Source organism: Kitasatospora sp. NPDC090091, from assembly GCF_044747365.1.
Lineage (GTDB): Bacteria > Actinomycetota > Actinomycetes > Streptomycetales > Streptomycetaceae > Kitasatospora.
In genome coordinates this window covers 149,261-169,196 of sequence record NZ_JBIVDY010000010.1, presented here as the reverse complement: position 1 = coordinate 169,196, position 19,936 = coordinate 149,261, and the positions used below count along the sequence as shown (strand labels likewise).

General features: G+C 70.1%; 22 protein-coding genes and 1 pseudogene. 12 read left to right on the top strand and 11 right to left on the bottom strand.

Annotated elements, in window-relative coordinates:
* Positions 1-7: 7 nt before the first annotated feature.
* A complete protein-coding gene (locus tag ACIPSC_RS19310; RefSeq protein WP_400827011.1) occupies positions 8-847 on the bottom strand; it encodes a helix-turn-helix transcriptional regulator in 840 nt (279 codons plus the stop codon).
* A gap of 301 nt (positions 848-1,148) precedes the next feature.
* Between ACIPSC_RS19310 and ACIPSC_RS19305 the strand changes: the two genes are divergently transcribed.
* Positions 1,149-2,075, top strand: coding sequence for an ABC transporter ATP-binding protein (locus ACIPSC_RS19305; protein WP_400827010.1), 927 nt, complete (start codon positions 1,149-1,151; stop codon positions 2,073-2,075).
* A gap of 47 nt (positions 2,076-2,122) precedes the next feature.
* Positions 2,123-2,842 (top strand): ABC transporter permease, encoded by a 720-nt coding sequence (locus ACIPSC_RS19300; RefSeq protein WP_400827182.1) that lies wholly within the window; start codon positions 2,123-2,125, stop codon positions 2,840-2,842.
* 63 nt (positions 2,843-2,905) lie between these two features.
* Here the strand turns inward: ACIPSC_RS19300 and ACIPSC_RS19295 are convergent, their stop codons facing one another.
* Both ACIPSC_RS19295 and ACIPSC_RS19290 read right to left on the bottom strand, forming a co-directional pair.
* A complete protein-coding gene (locus ACIPSC_RS19295; RefSeq protein WP_400827008.1) occupies positions 2,906-3,175 on the bottom strand; it encodes a hypothetical protein in 270 nt (89 codons plus the stop codon).
* A 10-nt stretch (positions 3,176-3,185) separates the two neighbouring features.
* Entirely contained in the window at positions 3,186-3,569 is a 384-nt protein-coding gene (locus ACIPSC_RS19290) for an ATP-binding protein (protein WP_400827007.1), read from the bottom strand.
* Between the two features lie 298 nt (positions 3,570-3,867).
* Between ACIPSC_RS19290 and ACIPSC_RS19285 the strand changes: the two genes are divergently transcribed.
* From ACIPSC_RS19285 to ACIPSC_RS19275, 3 genes are all read left to right on the top strand, one after another.
* Entirely contained in the window at positions 3,868-4,731 is an 864-nt protein-coding gene (locus tag ACIPSC_RS19285; protein ID WP_400827005.1) for a helix-turn-helix domain-containing protein, read from the top strand.
* A complete protein-coding gene (locus ACIPSC_RS19280; protein ID WP_400827004.1) occupies positions 4,724-4,918 on the top strand; it encodes a DUF397 domain-containing protein in 195 nt (64 codons plus the stop codon). The genes ACIPSC_RS19285 and ACIPSC_RS19280 overlap by 8 nt, the downstream gene beginning before the upstream one ends.
* 85 nt (positions 4,919-5,003) lie before the next feature.
* Positions 5,004-5,207, top strand: coding sequence for a DUF397 domain-containing protein (locus tag ACIPSC_RS19275; RefSeq protein WP_400827002.1), 204 nt, complete (start codon positions 5,004-5,006; stop codon positions 5,205-5,207).
* Between the two features lie 41 nt (positions 5,208-5,248).
* On the opposite strand, the gene ACIPSC_RS19270 is transcribed toward ACIPSC_RS19275, so the two are convergent.
* Positions 5,249-6,424 carry a serine hydrolase domain-containing protein gene (locus tag ACIPSC_RS19270; protein ID WP_400827001.1) on the bottom strand — a complete coding sequence of 392 codons (1,176 nt, stop codon included), beginning with the start codon at positions 6,422-6,424 and terminating at the stop codon, positions 5,249-5,251.
* 18 nt (positions 6,425-6,442) lie between these two features.
* On the opposite strand from ACIPSC_RS19270, the pseudogene ACIPSC_RS19265 reads away from it, so the two are divergent.
* The 4 genes and pseudogenes from ACIPSC_RS19265 to ACIPSC_RS19250 form a co-directional block, all read left to right on the top strand.
* A pseudogene (locus ACIPSC_RS19265) lies at positions 6,443-7,081 on the top strand (helix-turn-helix domain-containing protein); the annotation flags it as partial.
* 153 nt (positions 7,082-7,234) lie between these two features.
* Entirely contained in the window at positions 7,235-8,263 is a 1,029-nt protein-coding gene (locus ACIPSC_RS19260) for an XRE family transcriptional regulator (RefSeq protein ID WP_400827194.1), read from the top strand.
* A complete protein-coding gene (locus ACIPSC_RS19255; RefSeq protein ID WP_400826999.1) occupies positions 8,260-8,982 on the top strand; it encodes an HAD family hydrolase in 723 nt (240 codons plus the stop codon). Before ACIPSC_RS19260 ends, ACIPSC_RS19255 begins: the two co-directional genes overlap by 4 nt.
* A 90-nt stretch (positions 8,983-9,072) precedes the next feature.
* Positions 9,073-9,924: a hypothetical protein gene (locus ACIPSC_RS19250; protein WP_400826998.1), complete on the top strand. Its 852-nt coding sequence runs from the start codon at positions 9,073-9,075 to the stop codon at positions 9,922-9,924.
* Here ACIPSC_RS19250 and ACIPSC_RS19245 read toward each other — a convergent pair.
* From ACIPSC_RS19245 to ACIPSC_RS19235, 3 genes are all read right to left on the bottom strand, one after another.
* On the bottom strand, positions 9,912-10,700 hold the full coding sequence (locus ACIPSC_RS19245; RefSeq protein ID WP_400826997.1) for an aldo/keto reductase: 789 nt from the start codon (positions 10,698-10,700) through the stop codon (positions 9,912-9,914). The genes ACIPSC_RS19250 and ACIPSC_RS19245 overlap by 13 nt on opposite strands.
* A gap of 8 nt (positions 10,701-10,708) precedes the next feature.
* Positions 10,709-11,905 carry a JmjC domain-containing protein gene (locus ACIPSC_RS19240; protein WP_400827181.1) on the bottom strand — a complete coding sequence of 399 codons (1,197 nt, stop codon included), beginning with the start codon at positions 11,903-11,905 and terminating at the stop codon, positions 10,709-10,711.
* An 86-nt stretch (positions 11,906-11,991) separates the two neighbouring features.
* On the bottom strand, positions 11,992-12,159 hold the full coding sequence (locus ACIPSC_RS19235; protein ID WP_400826996.1) for a hypothetical protein: 168 nt from the start codon (positions 12,157-12,159) through the stop codon (positions 11,992-11,994).
* 405 nt (positions 12,160-12,564) lie between these two features.
* Between ACIPSC_RS19235 and ACIPSC_RS19230 the strand changes: the two genes are divergently transcribed.
* Positions 12,565-13,731, top strand: a complete 1,167-nt coding sequence (locus tag ACIPSC_RS19230) for a damage-control phosphatase ARMT1 family protein (RefSeq protein WP_400826995.1) — start codon at positions 12,565-12,567, stop codon at positions 13,729-13,731.
* Between the two features lie 201 nt (positions 13,732-13,932).
* On the opposite strand, the gene ACIPSC_RS19225 is transcribed toward ACIPSC_RS19230, so the two are convergent.
* Positions 13,933-14,640, bottom strand: a complete 708-nt coding sequence (locus ACIPSC_RS19225; RefSeq protein WP_400826994.1) for an LAETG motif-containing sortase-dependent surface protein — start codon at positions 14,638-14,640, stop codon at positions 13,933-13,935.
* A 297-nt stretch (positions 14,641-14,937) separates the two neighbouring features.
* The gene (locus ACIPSC_RS19220; protein ID WP_400826992.1) at positions 14,938-16,305 is read right to left on the bottom strand and encodes a choice-of-anchor A family protein; all 1,368 of its coding nucleotides are present in this window, start codon (positions 16,303-16,305) and stop codon (positions 14,938-14,940) included.
* A 227-nt stretch (positions 16,306-16,532) separates the two neighbouring features.
* Between ACIPSC_RS19220 and ACIPSC_RS19215 the strand changes: the two genes are divergently transcribed.
* On the top strand, positions 16,533-17,540 hold the full coding sequence (locus ACIPSC_RS19215; RefSeq protein WP_400827179.1) for a heme A synthase: 1,008 nt from the start codon (positions 16,533-16,535) through the stop codon (positions 17,538-17,540).
* Between the two features lie 77 nt (positions 17,541-17,617).
* On the opposite strand, the gene ACIPSC_RS19210 is transcribed toward ACIPSC_RS19215, so the two are convergent.
* Positions 17,618-17,956 carry a hypothetical protein gene (locus ACIPSC_RS19210; protein WP_400826990.1) on the bottom strand — a complete coding sequence of 113 codons (339 nt, stop codon included), beginning with the start codon at positions 17,954-17,956 and terminating at the stop codon, positions 17,618-17,620.
* Between the two features lie 72 nt (positions 17,957-18,028).
* Here ACIPSC_RS19210 and ACIPSC_RS19205 point away from each other — a divergent pair, with 72 nt between their 5' ends.
* Entirely contained in the window at positions 18,029-18,670 is a 642-nt protein-coding gene (locus tag ACIPSC_RS19205; RefSeq protein WP_400826989.1) for a DUF2461 domain-containing protein, read from the top strand.
* Positions 18,671-18,755: 85 nt separating this feature from the next.
* Here the strand turns inward: ACIPSC_RS19205 and ACIPSC_RS19200 are convergent, their stop codons facing one another.
* Positions 18,756-19,697, bottom strand: coding sequence for a heme o synthase (locus ACIPSC_RS19200; protein ID WP_400826987.1), 942 nt, complete (start codon positions 19,695-19,697; stop codon positions 18,756-18,758).
* Positions 19,698-19,936: the final 239 nt, after the last annotated feature.

Below are 19,936 nucleotides of genomic sequence, written 5' to 3'. Positions count from 1 at the left end.
GAGCTTCCTAACGCGCGGACGCTGAGTCTTCGGTGGACGTACCGGCAGTCGGCACTGCATCGGAACCGCCCGCGGAACGCAGGGTGGGCGACGATGCGGCACCGGGTGCCGGCACATAGGTGGTGCAGACCCCGTCGCCGTGGGCGATCGTGGCCAGCCGTTGCACATGGGTGCCCAGCAGCTGGGAGAAGACCTCGGTCTCCGCCTCGCACAGCTGCGGGAACTGCTCGGCGATGTGCGCGACCGGGCAGTGGTGCTGGCAGAGCTGGGCGCCCGCCGGGGCTTTCGCCGCGGCCGACGGGACCCGCCGCACCGTGGCAGCGTACCCGTCGGCGCTCAGCGCCTGGGCGAGCGCCTCGGCGCGCTCCCCCGCCTCGGCCTGACGCACGGCGTCGAGGTAGCGCTCGCCCTGCCGCCCGAACCGGGCCCGGGCGAAGGCGGCGACCGCCTCCTCGCCGGCCTTGCCGCCGCCCACGGCGTCCGAGATCCAGCGCAGCGCGTCGGCGGCGAGCTGGTCGTACGCCTGGTAGAAGGCGTCCCGGCCGGCGTCGGTGAGGGCGAAGACCTTGGCCGGGCGGCCCCGGCCCCGGCTGCCGTACACCCGCTGCTCGCGGGCGTCGACCAGGCCGGCGGCGGCCAGTCCGTCCAGGTGGCGGCGGACGGCCGCGGTGGTGAGGCCGAGCCTGGTCGCCAGGTCGGCGGCGGAGGAGGGGCCGTGGTCGAGGATCGAACGGGCGACCCGGTCCCGGGTCGCGCGGTGACCCTCCAGCAGCACCTCGGCCGCCGTCGCGGGCACGGCGCAGCCGGGGGCCGACTCGGCCTCCTCCTGCGGGGCGTGCTCGCGCATGTTTTTCACAACACCAGTGTTGCGTAATTACTTCCGACAGGACAAGCCGTGATGCAGGCCTCACTCGTGTCATCTGTCACGCAGGTAAGGCTTACCTGACCTGCGAAAACGATCACGGTGGGGGCCGTCGCACCCGGTTGCGCCGGGGCCGCACCGGGCCGCAGCGGGCTGACCTGCGCAGCTACGGGGTGGGGTGGGGCGGGGGCGGCCCCGCGTCTGCCGCGCGCCTGCCGTGCGTCTGCCCTGCGTCGACGTGGCCTCGGCGCGGGGCGCCGTGTTCACCCCTCTTAGACTCGCCGGTATGCATTCCGAACCCGCGGTCCAGATCACCGGGCTGGTCAAGCGCTACGGCGAGAAGACCGCGGTGGACGGTCTCGACCTCACCATCGCCCGCGGCGCCGTCACCGCCGTGCTCGGCCCCAACGGCGCCGGCAAGACGACCACCATCGAGACCTGCGAGGGCTACCGCCGCCCCGACGCCGGCACCGTCCGGGTGCTCGGCCTCGACCCGGTCACGCAGAGCGCCGCGCTGCGCCCCCGGATCGGCGTGATGCTGCAGTCCGGCGGCGTGTACGCGGGCGCCCGCGCCGTCGAGATGCTCCGGCACACCGCGAAGCTGCACGCCCACCCGCTGGACGTGGACGCGCTGGTGGAGCGGCTCGGCCTCGGCTCCTGCGGCCGCACCACCTACCGCCGGCTCTCCGGCGGCCAGCAGCAGCGGCTCGCCCTGGCGATGGCCGTGGTCGGCCGCCCCGAGCTGGTCTTCCTGGACGAGCCCACCGCCGGCCTCGACCCGCAGGCCCGCCGCGCCACCTGGGACCTCGTCCGCGACCTCCGCCGGGACGGCGTCACCGTGGTCGTCACCACCCACCACATGGACGAGGCCGAGCAGCTGGCCGACCGGGTCGCCGTCGTCGACCACGGCCGGGTGATCGCCGAGGGGACGACGGACGAGCTCTGCCGCGGCGGCGCCGAGTCGTCGCTGCGCTTCGACGGCCCGCCCGGCCTGGACCTCGGCCCGCTGCTCAAGGAGCTGCCCGAGGGCGCCACCGCCACCGAGCCCGCCCCCGGCAGCTACCGCATCGAGGCGCCCGTCGACCCGCAGCTGCTGGCCACCGTCACTGGCTGGTGCGCGGCCTCCGGCATCCTGCCCGAGCGGCTCGCCGTGCAGCGCCGCAGCCTCGAAGACGTCTTCCTCGACCTGACCGGACGGGACCTGCGCTCGTGACCTCCGTGGACTACTCCCCCAAGCCGGGCGCCGCGCCCGTCGGCCGGATGCTGCTCGCCCAGACGGCGTTCGAGACGAAGATGCTGCTGCGCAACGGTGAGCAGCTGCTGCTCACCGTCGTCATCCCGACCGTGCTGCTGGTGCTCTTCTCGGCCGTGGACATCGTCGCAGTGGACGGGCCCGGCAAGCGGGTCGACTTCCTGGCGCCGGGGCTGCTGGCGCTGGCCGTGATGTCCACCGCCTTCACCGGGCAGGCCATCGCCACCGGCTTCGAGCGGCGTTACGGGGTGCTGAAGCGGCTGGGCGCCAGCCCGCTGCCGCGGTGGGCGCTGCTCACCGCGAAGACGGGGTGCGTGCTGGTGACGGAGGCGCTTCAGGTGGCGCTGCTGTCGGCGATCGCGCTGGCGCTGGGCTGGTCCCCGCAGGGCGACCCGTTCAGTGTCCTGGCGCTCCTGGTTCTCGGGACGGCGGCCTTCTCGGGCCTCGGCCTGCTGATGGCCGGGACGCTCCGGGCGGAGGCCACGCTGGCCGCGGCGAACCTGGTGTTCATCCTGCTGCTGCTGGCGGGCGGGGTGATCGTCCCGCTGTCGAAGTTCCCGGCGGCGGTGCAGTCGGTGCTGGAGCTGCTGCCGATCGCCGCGCTCTCCGACGGTCTGCGGTCGGTGCTGCAGACCGGCGCCGGGGTGCCGTGGGCCGACCTCGGCATCCTGGGCGGCTGGGCGGTCGTCGCTCTGGCCGCCGCGGCCCGCTTCTTCCGCTGGGAGTAGCCCGGTTCGAGCTACGCCGCGAGGCCCCCGCCCCTGGTGGGCGGGGGCCTTCGCGTTGGCGACTCAGGTCGGTATGCGGTGGCGGCCGGTCGCGCTGGGCGGCCTCGGGATCTCGGGACCGTAGTGACCGGCCTGCCTGGCGATCCAGGCGTACTCGTGGGTGCCGTCGGGAAGCGGGCGCAGCTCCCACCGGCCGTGGGGGGTGATCGGCTCCGGGGCGACGTCGTTGACCTTGAGGGCCGTGACGACGCCGAGAGCGACCGTGACGAAGGCGAGCGCGAGCAGGGTGAGGAGCGCCGCGCCGACGAGGAAGTTCGCGGTACCGGTGTTCATCGGCGGGCGCTCACGCGGCGCGGTCCAGCTCGAACCAGACGCACTTGCCCTTGCCGCGTCTGCGCGGGGCCGCACCAAAGCGGTGGGTGAGCGAGCGGACGAGGTGCAGGCCCCGGCCGGACTCCTCGTAGGGGTCGGCGGAGAGGCGGGGCGCGGGAAGCACCGGGCTGCCGTCCGCAACGGAGACGCGCACCGTGCGGTCGGCGGACAGGACGACCACCACGGTCGGCGCGGGGTCGCCTCCGTGCTTCCAGGCATTGACGAACAGCTCGTGCAGGGCGAGTTCGGCGTCGGAGATGAGGTCGTCCGGCCAGCCGGCGGCGGTGAGGACGTCACGCAGCTCGTCCCTGGCGGCGGACCAGTCGGGCGGGTTGGACGGATTGAGGGCACACATGGGAAACCTCCGAGAGAGGTGGGGTGCGAGGTGATCCGGCGGAGACATCGCCGTGAGCCGAGCCAGAGCGGGGCTGGTTGATGCCGCGCATGGCTGCTCTGCGGTGCGAGGGCAGCAGGCGCCTACTGCCAAGGAGACAGGCGTTACTGACGATCCGTCGGATCGCTGTGATGAAGACCATAGCGCACAGCTACCTAAAATTAAGTAGCGATCCGGGAAGTTACCTCCCCAGGGGGACGGATGGCCGTGCCGACGAGCAGAGCGGCAGACTGATCCCACGAGACGCCGAGAGGACACCATGCCCGGTCGCCACAACCCGACCCTCCGCCAGCGCCGCCTGGGTGCCGAGTTGCGAAGGATGCGAGAACAAGCCGGCCTCGGTGGCAGCGAACTCGCCCGCACGCTCGGCGTGAGTGCCGCCCACGTAACCCAGCTGGAGACCGGGAAGAGCAGTGTCAGCGCAGACAGGCTCCGGAGCTTCGCAGCGGCATGCAAGTGCACCAACCAGCCGCTCATCGATGCCCTCGCCGGCGTGGCAGCCGAGCGGACGAGGAACTGGTGGGACGAGTACCGGGGAACCCTGGGCGCAGCCTTCCTCGATGTGGCAGAGCTGGAAGGCTACGCGGACGGGATCGTCACCTACACCATCACCTTCGTTCCAGGACTGCTTCAAACCAAGGCGTATGCCACCTCGGTTTTCAATCGGGCGATCCCGCCGCTGCCCCAGCATGAAGTCGATACCAGGCTGGCATTCCGCCTTCAGAGGCAGAACGTCGTTCGGTCCGGCAAAACCACGTACTCGGCCTTCATCCACGAAGCTGCGCTCCGCATGCAGTTCAGCGGGCCGACGGTTCTTGCCGAACAGCTCGATTCCCTCATCAAGGACTCCGAAAGCCAGAGCATCACAGTTCGCGTCGTGCCGTTCGAGATCGAGTCCCTTCCCGGCCCCAGCGAGAACTTCACCTATGCAAGAGGCCCGGTCCCAGAGCTCGACACCATCCAGATGGACGTCAGCTACGGCCACCTTCTACTCGATGCTCCGGCGCAACTCGCAAATTACAGGGAGATCCTGACTCGCATGGCGTCCGTAGCCCTCACCGAAGAGGACTCACGCGAGTTCATCCTGTCCATCAAGAAGGAGATCGAGAGCAAGAATGGCTAGTCCCGCGTGGCAGAAGTCCAGCTACTCCAGTGCCAATAACGCTTGCATCGAGGTACGCACGGCCAACGACCTGATCGAACTCCGCGAATCCGACGACGCCACCACCATCCTCCGCACCACCCCCACCAACTTCGCCAAGCTCCTCCAGGCCATCAAAGCCGGCCAGTTCGACCACCACACCCGCTGAACACCCATCACCTCACCCGGCGTAGGAAGTCGGATCCGCCGACTTCCTACGCCAATCCCGGACTCAACTTCCCGAGAGGCCCCGGATGCCTGACACCCCCTGGCAGAAGTCCAGCTACTCCGGCGCAAACGCCGACTGCGTCGAGGTACGCACGGCCAACGACCTGATCGAACTCCGCGAATCCGACGACGCCACCACCATCCTCCGCACCACCCCCACCAACTTCGCCAAGCTCCTCCAGGCCATCAAAGCCGGCCAGTTCGACCACTACACCCAGCCCACCGCATAGCCGTGCGGGCCATGCGGTGGGCACCTGCAGCGTGAGCCGCGTCAGTCGCACAGGGCTGCCACTTGCGCCTTCACCAGTCCCGTACTCCGGGGGATGCTCTCGCCGTTCCTCAGGTCGGCCCCGAGGTCGAAGACGTTGGCGGCGAGGACCAGCTGTCGCTCACCGTCGACGGTGGTGAGCGAGATGCTGGTGAACCCGGGTCCGCCGCCGTCGGTCTCCCAGACACCGACCGGCGTCCTGGTGTCCGGCCCCGAGCCGCACGGCAGGTCCATGCGCTGCACGCCGAGTCCGTACGCCGCCCGCATGTCGGGGAACTGCACCGTGGTCAGGAGTTCGCGCTGCTGGGCGGGGCGCAGCAGCTTGCCGGCGAACAGGGCCCGGTGGAATCGGGCCAGGTCGTCGACCGTGGAGACCATGGCGCCGGCGGTCCAGTCGTACGACGGGCTGAATCGGGTGACGTCCTGTCCCTTGAGGTCGTAACCGTGCAGATGAGGGCCGTGAATGGCTGGGTCGGTCAGCGGGAAGGAGGTGTCCTTGAGGCCGAGCGGGTCGAGAATCCGCCGACGGATCTCGGCGGGTGCGCTGTGGTGTGTGGCCGCCTCGATCACCAGACCGGCGAGTAGGTAGTTGGTGTTGGAGTAGTTCCAGCGCTCGCCGGGCGCGAACAGCGGCTTGTGCCGGACGGCACGGGCGATCACCTCCCGCGGGGTGTAGACGTAGTCCCGGTCCTGGCGCTCCAGATAGGGGGCGAAGAACTCCGGCTCGGTGGTGGGGTCGTAGATGCCCGAGGTGTGGTTGAGCAGCTGCCGAACGGTGATGGTCCGGCCGTCGTTGCCGTTTCCCCGGACCACACCGGGCAGCCACTTCTCCACGCTGTCGTCCAGCGAGAGCCGCCCTTCGCCCTCCAGTTGGAGAAGCACCGTCGACACGAACGACTTGGTGTTACTGGCGATCCGGAACCGCTGGTCCGGACGGGCCCGCTCGCCGCTCGCCGTGTCCGCGAGCCCGGCCGCCACCCGTGACTCCCGCTCTCCGCGCCTGGTGTATGCCACGACTCCCGGGAATCCGTCCGCGACCGCCTGCTCGATGCCCTCCCTGACGCCGGTGGGCGGCGCGGCCGACACCCGCTCCGCAGCGGCCGCCGACGGGAGGAACCCCGACACCGCCACCACGCACATTCCCGCCCACAGTGCTGCGGCCCCCGCACGTACCCTCATCGCTCTCCCCTGTTCCTGGTGTCCGTCCCCGTTCACGTCCACCGTGCCGGACCTCGCACCGGTCGCCCAGCGTGCTGGCACCCGGTTCGGTACGGCGGTTTTCCTCACCACTCCGTCCATGGCGAGCGGGGCGGACCCGTTCGCGGCCGACGGGCTCGGCGCTCAGGACCCTCGGGCGTCTGCAGGGCCTCTTCCTGCTCCAGCTGCGGCGGCAGCCCAACGCCTAACTGGCCGACTCCGACACGTTCTCCTCACTCCGAGTGGCTGGCCTCAGTAACGTGCCTGAGTGAGTGTGCGTCTCGTCGTGGAAGGAGACCGGTGGGCAAGCATCGGTGCGAACGCTGTGGGTGCAGGCTCAGTAGGTACAACCCGAACAGGGAGGTCTGCAGCCCGTGCGGAAGGGTCGCTCCGCCGCTTATTCCCCCGGCCGTACCGAGCAGCGTCTGGCGCGATCGCGAGGTACGGTCGGCACTCGCCGAGTCGGGTTTCGGCCGGTTGAGTCGGCGATTACGGGAGCTCGTCCCCCTCCGACAGTCCGAGCTGGCAGAACTGACCGGCCTGAGCCAGGGATACCTGTCGAGGTTGGAAGCAGGACGGGTCCGGCTGACCCGCATCGATCGGATCGTCGAGTTCCTGAATGGGCTGAACGTTCCCGCCGAGTTGGTGGCGCTCCCCTTGCGGGCAACGCTTCCCGGCTCGTCGAGTGGCGTGGTTCCGGGTTCACTCGCACCTCACGAGGACGCCGCCCGACCGTGGACGACGAGCCGTATGGTGAGGGCACTGCACGACGCGGCTCAAGGGGGGCCCATCATGGGTCTGGATCGTCGCGGCTTTCTCGTTCTCTCCGGCACAGCGCTCTCGGCCTTCATCCATCAGTGGACCGCAGAGGACCCAGGCCCTCTGGAACGGGCGCTGCACGGTTCCCGGGTCACGCCAACACTGGTCGATCACCTCCAGGGAACGATCGATGCCCTGCGGACCATGGACGCCAGCAACGGAAGCGGAACACTCGCAAGCCTGGCCCGGACCCACCTTGCGGTCGTCGTCTCCACGCTGGAGAACGCGGCCTACGACGAGCCCACCGGACGCCGCCTCGCGGGGATCGCCGCCGACACTGCCACCCAGCTGGGGTGGTTCTACTTCGATGCGGGCCATCACTCCGAAGCACAACGCGTGTTACTGGCAGCGTTGCGAGCAGCCCACGCTTCGGGCGACCCGCGGCTGGGCGCCGGGACTCTCTCCTACCTGGCGATCCATGGCTACTCGGCAGGAGATCCGCACGACACCGTCACCGCCATGGAAGCCGCGAGGGAGAAGGTTCGAACCATCCGGTCGCCCGCTCTGGAGGCAATGCTGCTGACCCGCCAGGCGCGCGGTCACGCCAAGCTCGGCGAGCGTCAGGCCTGCTTCCGAGCCCTCGGCGTGGCTGCCTCGCTCGCCGCAGAAGGGCCGTCCGAACAAGATCCGACATGGCTCTACTGGATGAACCCCGGAGAGGTTCTCGGACAGACGGGCAGTTGCCGCCTCGAACTCGGTGAGTACCGCGAAGCCGCCGGCTTCTTCGAGGCCGCGGACTCCACGCTGAACCCAGCCGATGCGCGGACCCGCGCGCTGTTCGCCTCACGGGCGGCGTCCGCCCACCTGCTGAGCGGCGACGCCGAAGGTGGCCTCGCTGCTGCTGAATCGGCACTGACACTCGCAGCGAACGTCCGGTCTTCACGCCTGGCCGACCATCTCATAGACATGATCGATGGCGTGCAGGCGCTTCCCGGCCCGCACGCCGCCGAGCTTGTGGAACGCTCGAAGCTCGTGATCACCCCCAAGGAGCCGCAATCGTGAGCACCCGCGTCCTCGTCCTGTGGGACATCGATCGAACACTGCTCTACGTCGGCGAGACCGATCGGGCCGTCTACCGCGAGGCGTTCACGGAGGTCGTCGGCCATGAGCCCGCCTCGCTGCCGAAGCGCGGGACCGGAACGACCATGCCCCTCGCAGTTCGCGAACTGCTCCTGGCCAACGGTGTACCGCAGGAGGGCATCGAGGCGAGCGCCACGCAGATCGTAGAGAGGCTGCCACTCCTCCTCTCCGACCGGATTCCGGCACTTCAGTCCACCGGCCGACTGATGCCAGGAGCGCGACCTGCCCTGGAAGCCGTTCACGCGCATCCCGTGCTGATCCCCACGGTGGTCACCGGAAACCTCCAGCAGAGCGCCACCATCAAGCTCTCCGCGTTCGGCCTCGGTGATCTGGTCGATCCGAGCATCGGCGGCTACGCCTCCGACGACTCGCACAGGCCGGCTCTTGTCGCGGTTGCCCAACGTCGAGCCCGGACCAGGTACGGCATCCGGTTCGACCGCTCCAACACTGTGATCGTCGGAGATTCCCTGGAGGACGTCCGAACCGGGCTTGAGGGTGGCGCCTTCGTGATCGCCGTGGCCTCCGGCACTACCCCTGCCGAGGATCTTGCAGCGGCCGGGGCCGACCGGGTGCTGGACGACCTGCAGGACCCGGAAGCCCTGATTCGGGCGATCCTGGACCTGACCGGCCTGGGACACTGACGGGGCCTCCTGACCACGGAATCCGTCAACCGAACGGGAGTGGCCGACGAAGCGGCCCGCGAGACCGCTGACGCTGCTACGGTCGCTTCCATGACGCCAACCGACGGCCGCGCGACGGACCTTCGGATCGCACCGATCGGTGACGTACTCGATCGGGTCGAAAGATCCCTTCACGTCCACCTCGACCGGAACACGCTGGTCCGCAAGCGCCGATCCATCGGGGCACGCACGAACCGCGACTCCTGGGTTCGCATCGAGCGACGACCGGTGGAGAAGATCCTTGGGCAAGGCTGGAACGGTACCGAGTGCGCCTCTGCCTTGGGCGGCATCGCCAAGCCCGAGTGGCAGGAGTCGGTTTCCTGGCGCGACCCGGTCGAGGCCACGATGTGGCGCGCGGACGAAACCGGCCTGCTGCCCGGACCACCGATCGGATCCAGCGTGCTCGCCACCGATCCGCAGCTTCCGGAGGCCTGGTGGCAATCGCTGACCACGTCGCTGGACGCTCTCGCCGGCCAGGACACGACCCGCGTCGCCACACCGGACACCGAGGTGATCACCCAGACGCTCGTCACGACGACGGTTCAGACCGCCTTTCCCACCCGAGCCGACACGACGATTCGCCGTTGGAGCCCTGCACACGCCGATCTCAACTGGGCGAACATCACAGCTCCGCACTTCTGCCTGTTCGACTGGGAGGACTGGGGAATGGCACCGCGCGGGTTGGACTCCGCCTCGCTGCTGGGGGCCTCCCTCGCCGTCCCGACTCTCGCCGACCGTGTGCGGTCGGAACGGCGTGACGACCTGGAGAGCCGGGACGGCAAGGTGATGACGCTCTTCGTGTTCGCGAAGTTCGCCGGGGCTGACGCCCACCCTGACGACCCCCGGGTCGAGCCCGCTCGACGGGAGGCCGCGCGCATCGTCAGCGAGCTTCAGAGCGCCTGACTCCCGCTGCGCATGCGAAGAAGCTCTCGATAACGGACCACCATCTCCTCGTCGACCTCGTGGTGCAGACAGGACTTCAGCTGCCGGAGGTGGGCCGGGTCGTCGGTGCCAACGGCCACGGAGGCCACCCGAGGCAGGAGGAACGAGACCCGAAAACCGGCTTGCACCCGTGAGACGCCTGTTTCGGATCTCTTGAGGAAGAGCCTCGGGTCCACGGCGTCCCAGACGGGTTCCGCAGCATTGCCCCCGAACGGGCTCATTCCCCACAGAGCCTCCGGGGAAAGGCCCCACCTCGCAGAGAGGCTCTCGGCTGCGTCCAGGACGGTCACGCCGACCAGAAGGCCGGCGCGGACCATCAGAACCGACGGCCTCGGCACCGAGTAGCCGTCGGTGAGGCCGGCAAGGACCCGCGGGTTCCATGTTGCGATGCCCCACGTCCCACAGAGCCCGTCCGCCGTCGCCGTGGCAAGAGCCTCGCAGGCTGCCGCCAGGGTGTCCCGTGACCGGTCGGAGGCGTCTTGTACGGAGGCCTCCGGGTTGTGGAGGAAGACCACCTCGGGCGGTCGGCCGAGCTCCCGGTCGGTCTGCTCCAAGGCTCGTCGCAGAAGGATGGGAGACAGGGAATGCCGGGCCCCGCCCGGTGCCGGAAAGTATCCGACCTTGGTGGAGAGCGACAGATGGGGAAGCAGGTCGCCCGCGACCGCCGCCAGCGTGCTGTGCGACGTGAAGCCCCGGTAGTTGAAGCTGGTGTCGACCGCATCGACGCCCAGCTTCAATGCCTCGGTCAGGAGGCTTCGTTGGTGACGAGACCGATGTAGCCCGAGGACAACTCGGGGGTGAGCAGGGCGCACACATCCTCCTTCACCAGGATCTCGGCGAGCTCGGCCACCTCGGATCCGACGCTCGTCGCGGCCTCATGCAGGTCAACGGGCCGGCCGGAGAGCAGCAGCCGCAGGGCGGGCAGTGCCTTGGCCGCGAACGTCAGCTTCTTCCCGGAGGCGAACACGTCGGCGACGTCGCCGTTCTCACGGATGCGAGGCCGGAAGTGAGTGGTGCACACGACGGCATCGAGCGGGCCAAGGATGTCGAGGTACGGGACGTTCCGGGTCGGCCCGACCGTCTGTTCGTAGGTGGTCAGGAAGTCCGCCGGCGGCCGTTCCTCGATCAAACGGCCGGCCGCGACGACAAGCTCCGCCGTCGCCGCGCCGGGCCGACGGTCCAAGTCCTTTCGGAAGAGCTCGTTCTCGCGGCACCAGTCGCCGAGCCACGCCAGCCAACTGGCCCCCGTACGCTTGGTGATCCCGAAGGTGACGTGCAGGCTCGTACCCGAGCCGCTGCCGTTCCGGGTCGCCTGGTGCCAGTGGCCGCGGGGAATGTGCATCACGTCGCCCGGCCGCATCACCCCCGACCAGACCGTCTCCTCGCTCGGACTCGTGTTGGGGTCGGAATCCCGGTACATCGGCACGTTCCTGGAGGTGCCGCGCACCTCCCACGCCTTCTCGCCCGCGAGCTGGATGATCACTACGTCGTGATCGTCCCAGTGCAAGGGGAATCCGGACGCCTCGTTCGTCGTGAGATAGGCGTTGACCTGGACCCGCTCCTGCGACCACCACTGCAGTGCCCGACAGGCCGCCTCCATCGTCGGATCGAAGACATTGGCCTGGTCGAGGATGATCGTGGCCCCCTCGCTCAGCAGCCGACCGAGGCTGTGCATGTTCACCATCGGAATGCTCTGGCCCCTCGGGCTCACACTGTCGGTGAAGTAGACGGCGGGGTGAACCTCCTCGCCCTCTCGGAACACCCGGAACTGCGGGCGGTACAGGCTGCGGCGCATGACCATGTCGAGCAGGCGGTTGGGCGTCAGCAAGCGCGACAGCAGTTCGACGTCGTCCGTGCTTCCTCGAACGAAGGACCGTCCGAGCTGTTCCGCGCCGCTCCATCCGAAAGTCGTCTCGATGGTGCGGATCAATCGATGTTTCATCATTCCTCCTGGGACGAGGCGATCAGCTGAGCTGGTCCGGGTGGTCTGCGAGGGCCGAGCAGAGCCGCCCGGCCCTCGCAGCGGCGCTACTCCGCGTCGTGCAGGTTGCCGTCACCGCCCGGCCACGGCGCATCGCCGGAGCTCCCGGCGTTGTCGGACCGGAGGCTGTCATAGCGGTCCTGAACGACCACCAGCTCCTCAACTGCGACCAGCAGGCTGTCCCTGGTCGACTGCGGCGTTACGTGCTCGGCCACTCGTACTCCTTCCGTTGCGGTGCCCTGCTGGAAGCCCAGCAGGGCACCGTTGAAGCGAGACAGCGTGCTGCTGCGCCGGTCGAACGCGTCAAGCACGATGCCTCGGTCGGAATCGGCCGAAATCCTGTAGGCAGCGGTGCTCTCGCACCTACAGCCCGGCCGGTCACCCATGATGACCACTGATGATCCGAGCGTGATATTTCTGCGCGAATACGCGGCGCGCATGAGACCGCGTACTCGGTTGCGCGGAGCAGGAAGTCGGCCACACCGACTTCCTGCTCCGCATATGAAGCTCCCGAGGAAGCGGCCTGCCCGACCAGAAGCTCGTCCTCGTCGGTAGTAGCGTCGGGCCGGCCCTGCTCCGGTTCGAGGCCGCTGATGATGACGAGAGAGACGAGCTCCCACGTGCCGACCGCGCCTGTGATCCGTATTGACGTCCCGGGGTCGTTCGCCTGGGGGGTCTTTCACGAGCGTCACCCCAAGCTCATCGAGCAGGTGCTCGACGCGTTGCCGTACGGTCCCGGCGAGCGGGCTGCGGTCAAACGGCTTCTCACGGAGAGCACCACCGGTGTGCTCGAACCGCTCGCGGAGAGCGCCCACGACTACGCCCAGTGGCAGGAGTGGGGCCAGGATCTGTGGGGCCGCCCCTGGGGTGAGGCGCCGTTCCTGTGGGCCGAAAGCTACTTCTACCGCAGGCTGCTGGACGCGACCGGCTATTTTCGGCCCGGTGTGTGGCAGGGGGTCGACCCGTTCGCGCCGTTCAAGAACGCGGAGCTCGCCGGCTCGGCGGTGGACGACGAGCTGGCCGCCCTGAGCGAGCTCGACGGCCTGCCGGCGTCCCGGCGGGCGGAGGCACTGCTGTCATCCGCCCTCTGGGGCAATCGGGCGGACCTCAGCTTCCGGATCACTGCGGAGGCCGCCGGGTCGGCCGCTTCCGACCTGGTCGCCGACGACACCGCGGCGCTCTGGGCAGAGCTGGCCCGGGCCCGGGGCGGGCGGATCTGCGTCGTCGCGGACAACGCCGGCCGGGAACTGCTTCCGGACCTCATCCTCATCGACCATCTCCTGGCCTCCGGCCTTGCCGCCGAGGTCGTCCTGTACGTGAAGCCGCAGCCGTACTTCGTGTCGGACGCGACCATGAACGACGTCCTCGCCACGGTGGAACGCCTGCGCGCCTCGTCCTCTGGCCCGGCGGAGGCGATCGGGCGACGGCTGTGGCAGGCGATGAACCTCGGCGACCTCACGATCCGCACGCACCCGTTCTTCTGCGCGCCGCTGCCGTTCGACGACATGCCCGTCGACCTGCGGACCGAGCTCGCCGGAGCATCGATGGCGATCCTCAAGGGCGACCTCAACTACCGCCGCCTGGTGGGCGACCAGATGTGGCCGCCCACGACGCCGTTCGCCGAGGCCGCGAGCCACTTCCCTTGCTCCGTCGCCGCCCTGCGCACCCTGAAGTCGGACGTCATCGTCGGCCTCGACGCGACCACCGCCACCCGACTGGACAGCTCGGGGACTTCGTGGCGAACCAACGGCCACCACGCCCTCGTCCAGGTCCACCTGCGCCACTGAGGCACGTGCCCCTGACCTCGCGACCCCTCGCTCGGTTCCCCCGGATGCATCGAGCCAGTGCCACAAGGCCGAAAGTCTGCCCCAGCCACGGAGCAGGAAGTCGGCCACGCCGACTTCCTGCTCCGTGCCCGAGGGAGAAGCGCAGTGGCCTCTAGAAACCACCCGGCGAGCGCGGGGCCACTGGGGTACTGATCGTGGGTGTCAGCTCTCGTTGCTGCTGCGGCGCTTGCGGGCGACGAGGACGAGGGCGCCGCCGAGGAGGAGGACGCCGCCGCCGACGGCGGCGATCAGCGGGGTGGCGTCGCTGCTACCGGTCGCGGCGAGCGCGGGGACCGGGGCCGGGGTGCTGCTGGTCGGCGCCGGGGTGGGCGTGCGGGTCGGGGTGGGGGTCGCCGTCGCCGTCGGGCTGACGGTCGCGGTGGGCGAGGGCGTCCCGGTGGGGGGCGGGGTCGGGGTGGCAGTGGGGGTGGGCGTCACCGTGGGGGTGGGCGTGGGCGTAGGTGTCTTGGTGGGCGTCGGGGTCGGGGTCGGCGTGTGGCAGACCTCGATCGACTTCGTCTCGCTCTTGTTCCAGTCGCCGTTCTTCGGGTCTTCCGTGGTGGTGACCGTGAAGGTCGCACTGACCGGCTTGTCGTGGTCCTTCACCGGGAACGTCTGGTGGAACTCCTTGCCGAACTCCTTCTGGTCCAGCACCTTCTCGCCGTCGACCGTCAGGCTGACGACGTTCTTCACGCCCGCCTTGTCGCTGTAGTTGGTCAGGTCGATGACGATCTTGTCGCAGGTCACCTGCCACTTGGGCGAGTGTGCCGAGGCGTTCCCCGCCAGGACGAGGGGCAGCAGGACGGCGGCCGCCGCCGTCCCGGCCAGTGCCGCGCCCCTGATCCCCCGCTGCCGCTGCTGTCGCGCCATTTCGTTGTCTCCTCCGAACGGTCTTGCGCAGCAGGCGTGTTGAGTGGTCTGGCGGTGGCCCGCTACGACTGTCCGGGGGACTCTACCGGCACTCCCGCGCCCTCCCACACCCCACCGCACGGCCGGATTTCGGCTGTCCGCCCGGCCCCGGATGTGCATCGGAAGCCCATCACATCCGCGACCTCGGAGAACACCGAATCGGCAAACTTGAACGGTTTCCGTCACACCGGCCAAAAAGCGATGCCCCGGTGGCCGAACCCGACCACCGGGGCGTAGGAACGGTCAACCGCGGACCGCTCAGGCCTTCCTGGCCGCCCGTCGACGGGTGGCCACCACGATCGCGCCGCCGGCGGCGATGACGACCGCGCCGCCGATCGCCAGCGGGACGACCGGGCCGGAGCCGGTGTGCGCGAGGTTGCCACCGGCGGTCGGCGTGGCGGACGGGCTCGCGGGAGCACTCGGCGCGCCCCCGGGGGCGGATGCCGAGGAGGAGACCGAGGAGGAGGCCGAGAGGGAGGCCGACGGGCTGCCCGAGACGCCCGGGGTCGGCCGCCCGCTTGCCGACGTGGACGGGCTGCCGGAGGTGGACGGCGTGCCCGAAGGCGCGGTCGCCGAAGGCGAACCGCTCGGCACCACCGGCGGCACCGAGGGCACGGTCGGAACGGCGGTCGGCGTCGGGACGACGGCCGGCAGGCAGCCGGTGAACGGGTAGTGGTGCGTCTCCGCGCCGCCCTTGCCGGTCAGCGACTTGGCGATCACCGAGCCGTTGACCGGGCCGCCGCTGCCGAGGTCGAAGGCGGCGTTCGGCGCGAGCACGGTGCCGGCCCAGGCCGCCGCGCTGTTCTTGACCACCTTGCCGGCGGTCGGGAAGTTCCAGAGCAGCTTGGCACGGACGGCCCCGCCCTCGGCGCTCTGCAGCTTGTCGTCCAGCACGTAGGCCTTCCGGCCCTCGTCCCAGAGGTGGAAGCCGGTGGTCCTCGCCGCCGCCATGTCGTACGCGTCGCCGGTCACGTTGACCACGGTGACCGATCCGGCCGGGACCTTCACGAAGACGTCGGTGGCGCCCTGGAGCTTCCCGGCGGCGACGGTGAAGCTGTTCAGCTCGGTGTCGGCGCCGCCCAGGTAGAGGTCGGAGCCCTTGGCCTCGACGGTGGCCCCCGCGGTCTGCGGCACGGCGGCGAGCGCGGCGGAGGCGGCCCGCAGTCCGGCGAACTCGGCCTTGAAGTCGATCGGCGACGCGCCCTGGCCGACCCGGCCCCGGTGCGCCTCGACCACGGCGCCGGGGGCCTTCGCGCCGTAGACGCCGTTGCCCTTCATGACCTGGGTGTTGTGCCCGGTCACGGTGCCGGCCACGACCAGCGCGTTCCCGCCCGGCAGCGCGGCGACCTGCTCGGGGGTGAGCTCCTGGCCGACCGAGAAGCCGCCGGTGAAGTCGGCGTTGCCGCCGACCGCGACCGCGCCCTCGGCGTCCGGGGTGTGGGTGTCGTCGCCCTCGACGAACTCGCCGTAGAGGTTGGCGACGCCGAGGCTCCGGCACTGCGCAGCAGGCGCGCCGGCCTCGGCGGCGTGCGCCGCCGGGGCCGGGAGAGCGATCGGGGCGACGAGGCCGGCCAGGGCGAGGGATCCGCCGAGTGCGAGCGCGGCGGCGGGTACGGGTATGCGCATGTGCAGGATCTCCGCTGGGAGGTGCGGGGGTGGGTGCGGCCCGAGACCTCAGAATGGTATGGACCAAAGCGCACTCTCTCGATCAAGCCGCCGATTGGTCAAGACCAATGACCGCCTTGCCCGAACAGTCCCGTTTGACCCGCACCTCGCCGGGGCGGACCTGCGCACCCACGGCGGACGCGACCACACCCCGCCCCGCCCCAAGATCGCCTGTAAGGCCGCCTACGATTGACCCCGTGCGTACCCCCTTTTCCCTGCTCGCCGAGCGCTGGCAGCCGTCCGCCGCCATGGTCAGGCGCGCCGCGTTCGCCGCGCTGGTGATGAGCGTGGTGATCGTGGTCACCGGCGGCGCCGTCCGGCTCACCGCCTCCGGCCTCGGCTGCACCACCTGGCCCCGTTGCACCGGCGAGAGCCTGACGCCCACCCCCGAGATGGGCTTCCACGGCATCGTCGAGTTCACCAACCGGATGCTCACCTACGTGCTGAGCGCAGCGGTCGGCTGGGCCATCCTCGCCGCCCGCTGCCACCGCCGGCCGTCGGCCGAGGGGTCCGCCACCCCCTGGCGGCGCAGCCTCACCAAGCTCGGCTGGGCGCAGTTCTGGCTGGTGATGAGCAACGCCGTGATCGGCGGCATCACCGTGCTGACCGGCCTCAACCCGTACACCGTCGCGGTACACCTGATCTCCGCGATGGCGCTGGTCTGGGTCGCCCTGCTGATGTGGGAGCGCGCCAAGGAGGGCGACGGTCCGGCGCAGCCCTCGGTGGCCCGCCCGGTCGTCCAGCTCTCGTACGTCCTGGTCACCGTGGTCGGCCTGCTGGTCGCGGCCGGCAGCCTGGTCACCGGCGCCGGCCACCACCCGGGCACCCCGCGGGACAACAAGATCGTCCCGCGCATCCCGATCGACTACGACCGCCTCGCGCAGGTCCACGCCGACCTGGCCTTCCTGTCGGTCGGCCTCGCCGTCGCGGTGATCTTCGTGTTCGCCGCGGTGAAGGCCCCGCCGGCGGCCCGGGCGCGGGCCAAGGAGCTGCTCGCGGTGCTGCTGCTCCAGGGCGTGCTCGGTTTCGTCCAGTACTTCACCGACGTCCCGGAGCTCCTGGTCGGCCTGCACATGCTGGGCGCCGCGCTCACCTGGATCGCCGTGCTGCGCATCCCGCTCGCCCTGCGGGTCCGCACGGACGGCGCGCCCGCGGCCTTCCGCCCCGCCGACGAGCGCCAGCCCGCAGCGGCCTGATCCCCCACACACACAACGAAGCAGGGCCCCCGGTCGACGAGACCGGGGGCCCTGCGGCGTTCGTGCGACCGCGGCGGTCAGCCGCCGATCTGGATGCCGGCCATGCGCTTCCACTCGTACGGGCCGGTCTTCACCTTGAGGGCCAGCTCGCCCTCGAAGTCGTCGTGCAGGGTGATCCCGGCCAGCTCGGCGGCCCGGCGGCCGACCGCGTAGCTCGGCGCGACCTGGTCGCCCCAGGCGCCGTCCGCGCCGACCACGACGATCCGGGTGGCGACGCCGCCGATGTACTCGACGACGCCGTCGGCGCTGCCGCCGTGCTGCTTGGCGAAGCTGGTGAGGTTCTTGGCGATGCGCTTGGCGCGGCGCTCGGCGCGGGCGTCCGGCGCGGCGGGGGTGGCGGTCTCTGCGCTGCTCATGCCCGCATGCTACCCATCGGTAGCGGCGCTGGCGACGGGAGCGGGCTGTGCACCGGGCCACATACTGGTGGCGTGACCTTCCAAGGCTGGCCCGCCGAGGCCCTCGACTTCTACGAACACCTGGAGGCCGACAACTCCAGGACCTTCTGGCAGTCCCACAAGGAGCAGTACGAAGAGGCCGTCCGCGAGCCGATGGAACGGCTGCTGGCCGAGCTGGAGCCGGAGTTCGGGCCGGGGAAGATCTTCCGCCCCAACCGCGACGTCCGGTTCAGCGCGGACAAGTCCCCGTACAAGACGCACATCGGCGCCCACCTCACGGCCGGCGGCTACGTCCAGCTCTCCGCCGACGGCCTGGCCTGCGGCAACGGGCTCTACCAGCTCGCGCCCGACCAGCTGGAGCGTTACCGGGCGGCCGTCGCCGAGGACGTCACCGGTGCCGAGTTGGAGCGGGTGATCGACGCCGTCCGCGCGGCCGGCCCGCAGGTGGTCGGCCGGGACAGCCTGAAGTCCGCCCCGCGCGGCTACCCCAAGGACCACCCCCGGATCGAGCTGCTCCGTCACAAGGGGCTGATCGCCTGGCAGGAGTGGCCGCCGGCGAAGTGGCTCGGCACCCGGACGGCCTACCAGCGGATCACCGCCTTCCTGCGCGCCTCCCAGCCGCTCAAGGACTGGCTGGACGGCCACGTCGGCCCGTCCGAGCTCCCGCCCCGCTGAGGCGCGCAGGGCCCAGGGGCGCACGAGGCCCCGGAACGACGAAGAGCCCCGGTCCGCAGACCGGGGCTCTTCCTCACAAGCAGGGCTACTTCACGAACGGGTCGATCGCGATCACCACGAAGAGCAGCGTCAGGTAGGTGATCGACCAGTGGAACAGCCGCATCTCCTTCAGCTTCGCGCCGACGATCCCGGCCTTGGCCCGGGCGTACAGCCCGTGCGCCTCCTTCAGCCAGGCGCCGCCCAGCACCACCGCGGAGACCGGGTACAGCCAGCTGGTCTCCGCCAGCGGCCAGAGCGCCAGCGAGACGGCCACCATCACCCAGGAGTAGGCGACGATCTGCTTGGCGACCGCCAGGTTGCCCTTGATCACCGGGAGCATCGGGACGCCGGCCCGCTCGTAGTCCTCGCGCACCTTCATCGACAGCGGCCAGTAGTGCGGCGGCGTCCAGAAGAAGATGACGAGGAAGAGCACCAGCGCCGACCAGGACACCGAGTTGGTGACCGCCGCCCAGCCGACGAAGACCGGCATGCAGCCGGCGATGCCGCCCCAGACGATGTTCTGCGCGGTGCGCCGCTTCAGGCCCAGCGTGTAGACGAAGACGTAGAAGAGCAGTGCCGAGAGCGCCAGCAGCGACGACAGCGGGTTGACCAGCGCGGCCAGCCAGAGCGTCGAGCCGACCGCCAGCGTGATGCCGAAGACCAGCGCCTCGCGCGGCGAGACCATGCCGGTGACGAGCGGACGCCGCTCGGTGCGCGACATGACCGCGTCGATGTCCCGGTCGATGTACATGTTGAGGGCGTTGGCGCCGCCCGCCGAGAGGTAGCCGCCGACGACCACCTTCAGGACCAGCAGCGGATCCGGAACACCGCGCTGCGCCAGGAACATCACCGGTACGGTGGTGATCAGCAGCAGCTCGATGATCCGAGGCTTGGTCAGTGCGACGAATGCGCCGACACGGGCCCCGAACGGCCGGTGCGCAGGCGTCGCCCCGGTGACCCCGGCGGGACGGGATTCGACGGCGGTCACTAACACCCCAACTGAAGATGAACCTTCGCAGGCGTCCTCCGGAACGAAGTTCCCGAATCGTCCGCTCTGCGCGTACCACGCCACCTTAGACGCTCCATATCTCCCCACCGGCTCCGGGGTCCCCCGGCGAGGCGTAACGCACACCCCTGGGTGAACAGACGAAGCTGGTTCCGTGCGGCACCGGTCCCCCGTCCCGGCCCTCGGGCAGGCGGAGGCCGCGAAAACAGGAGAGCCTGGGA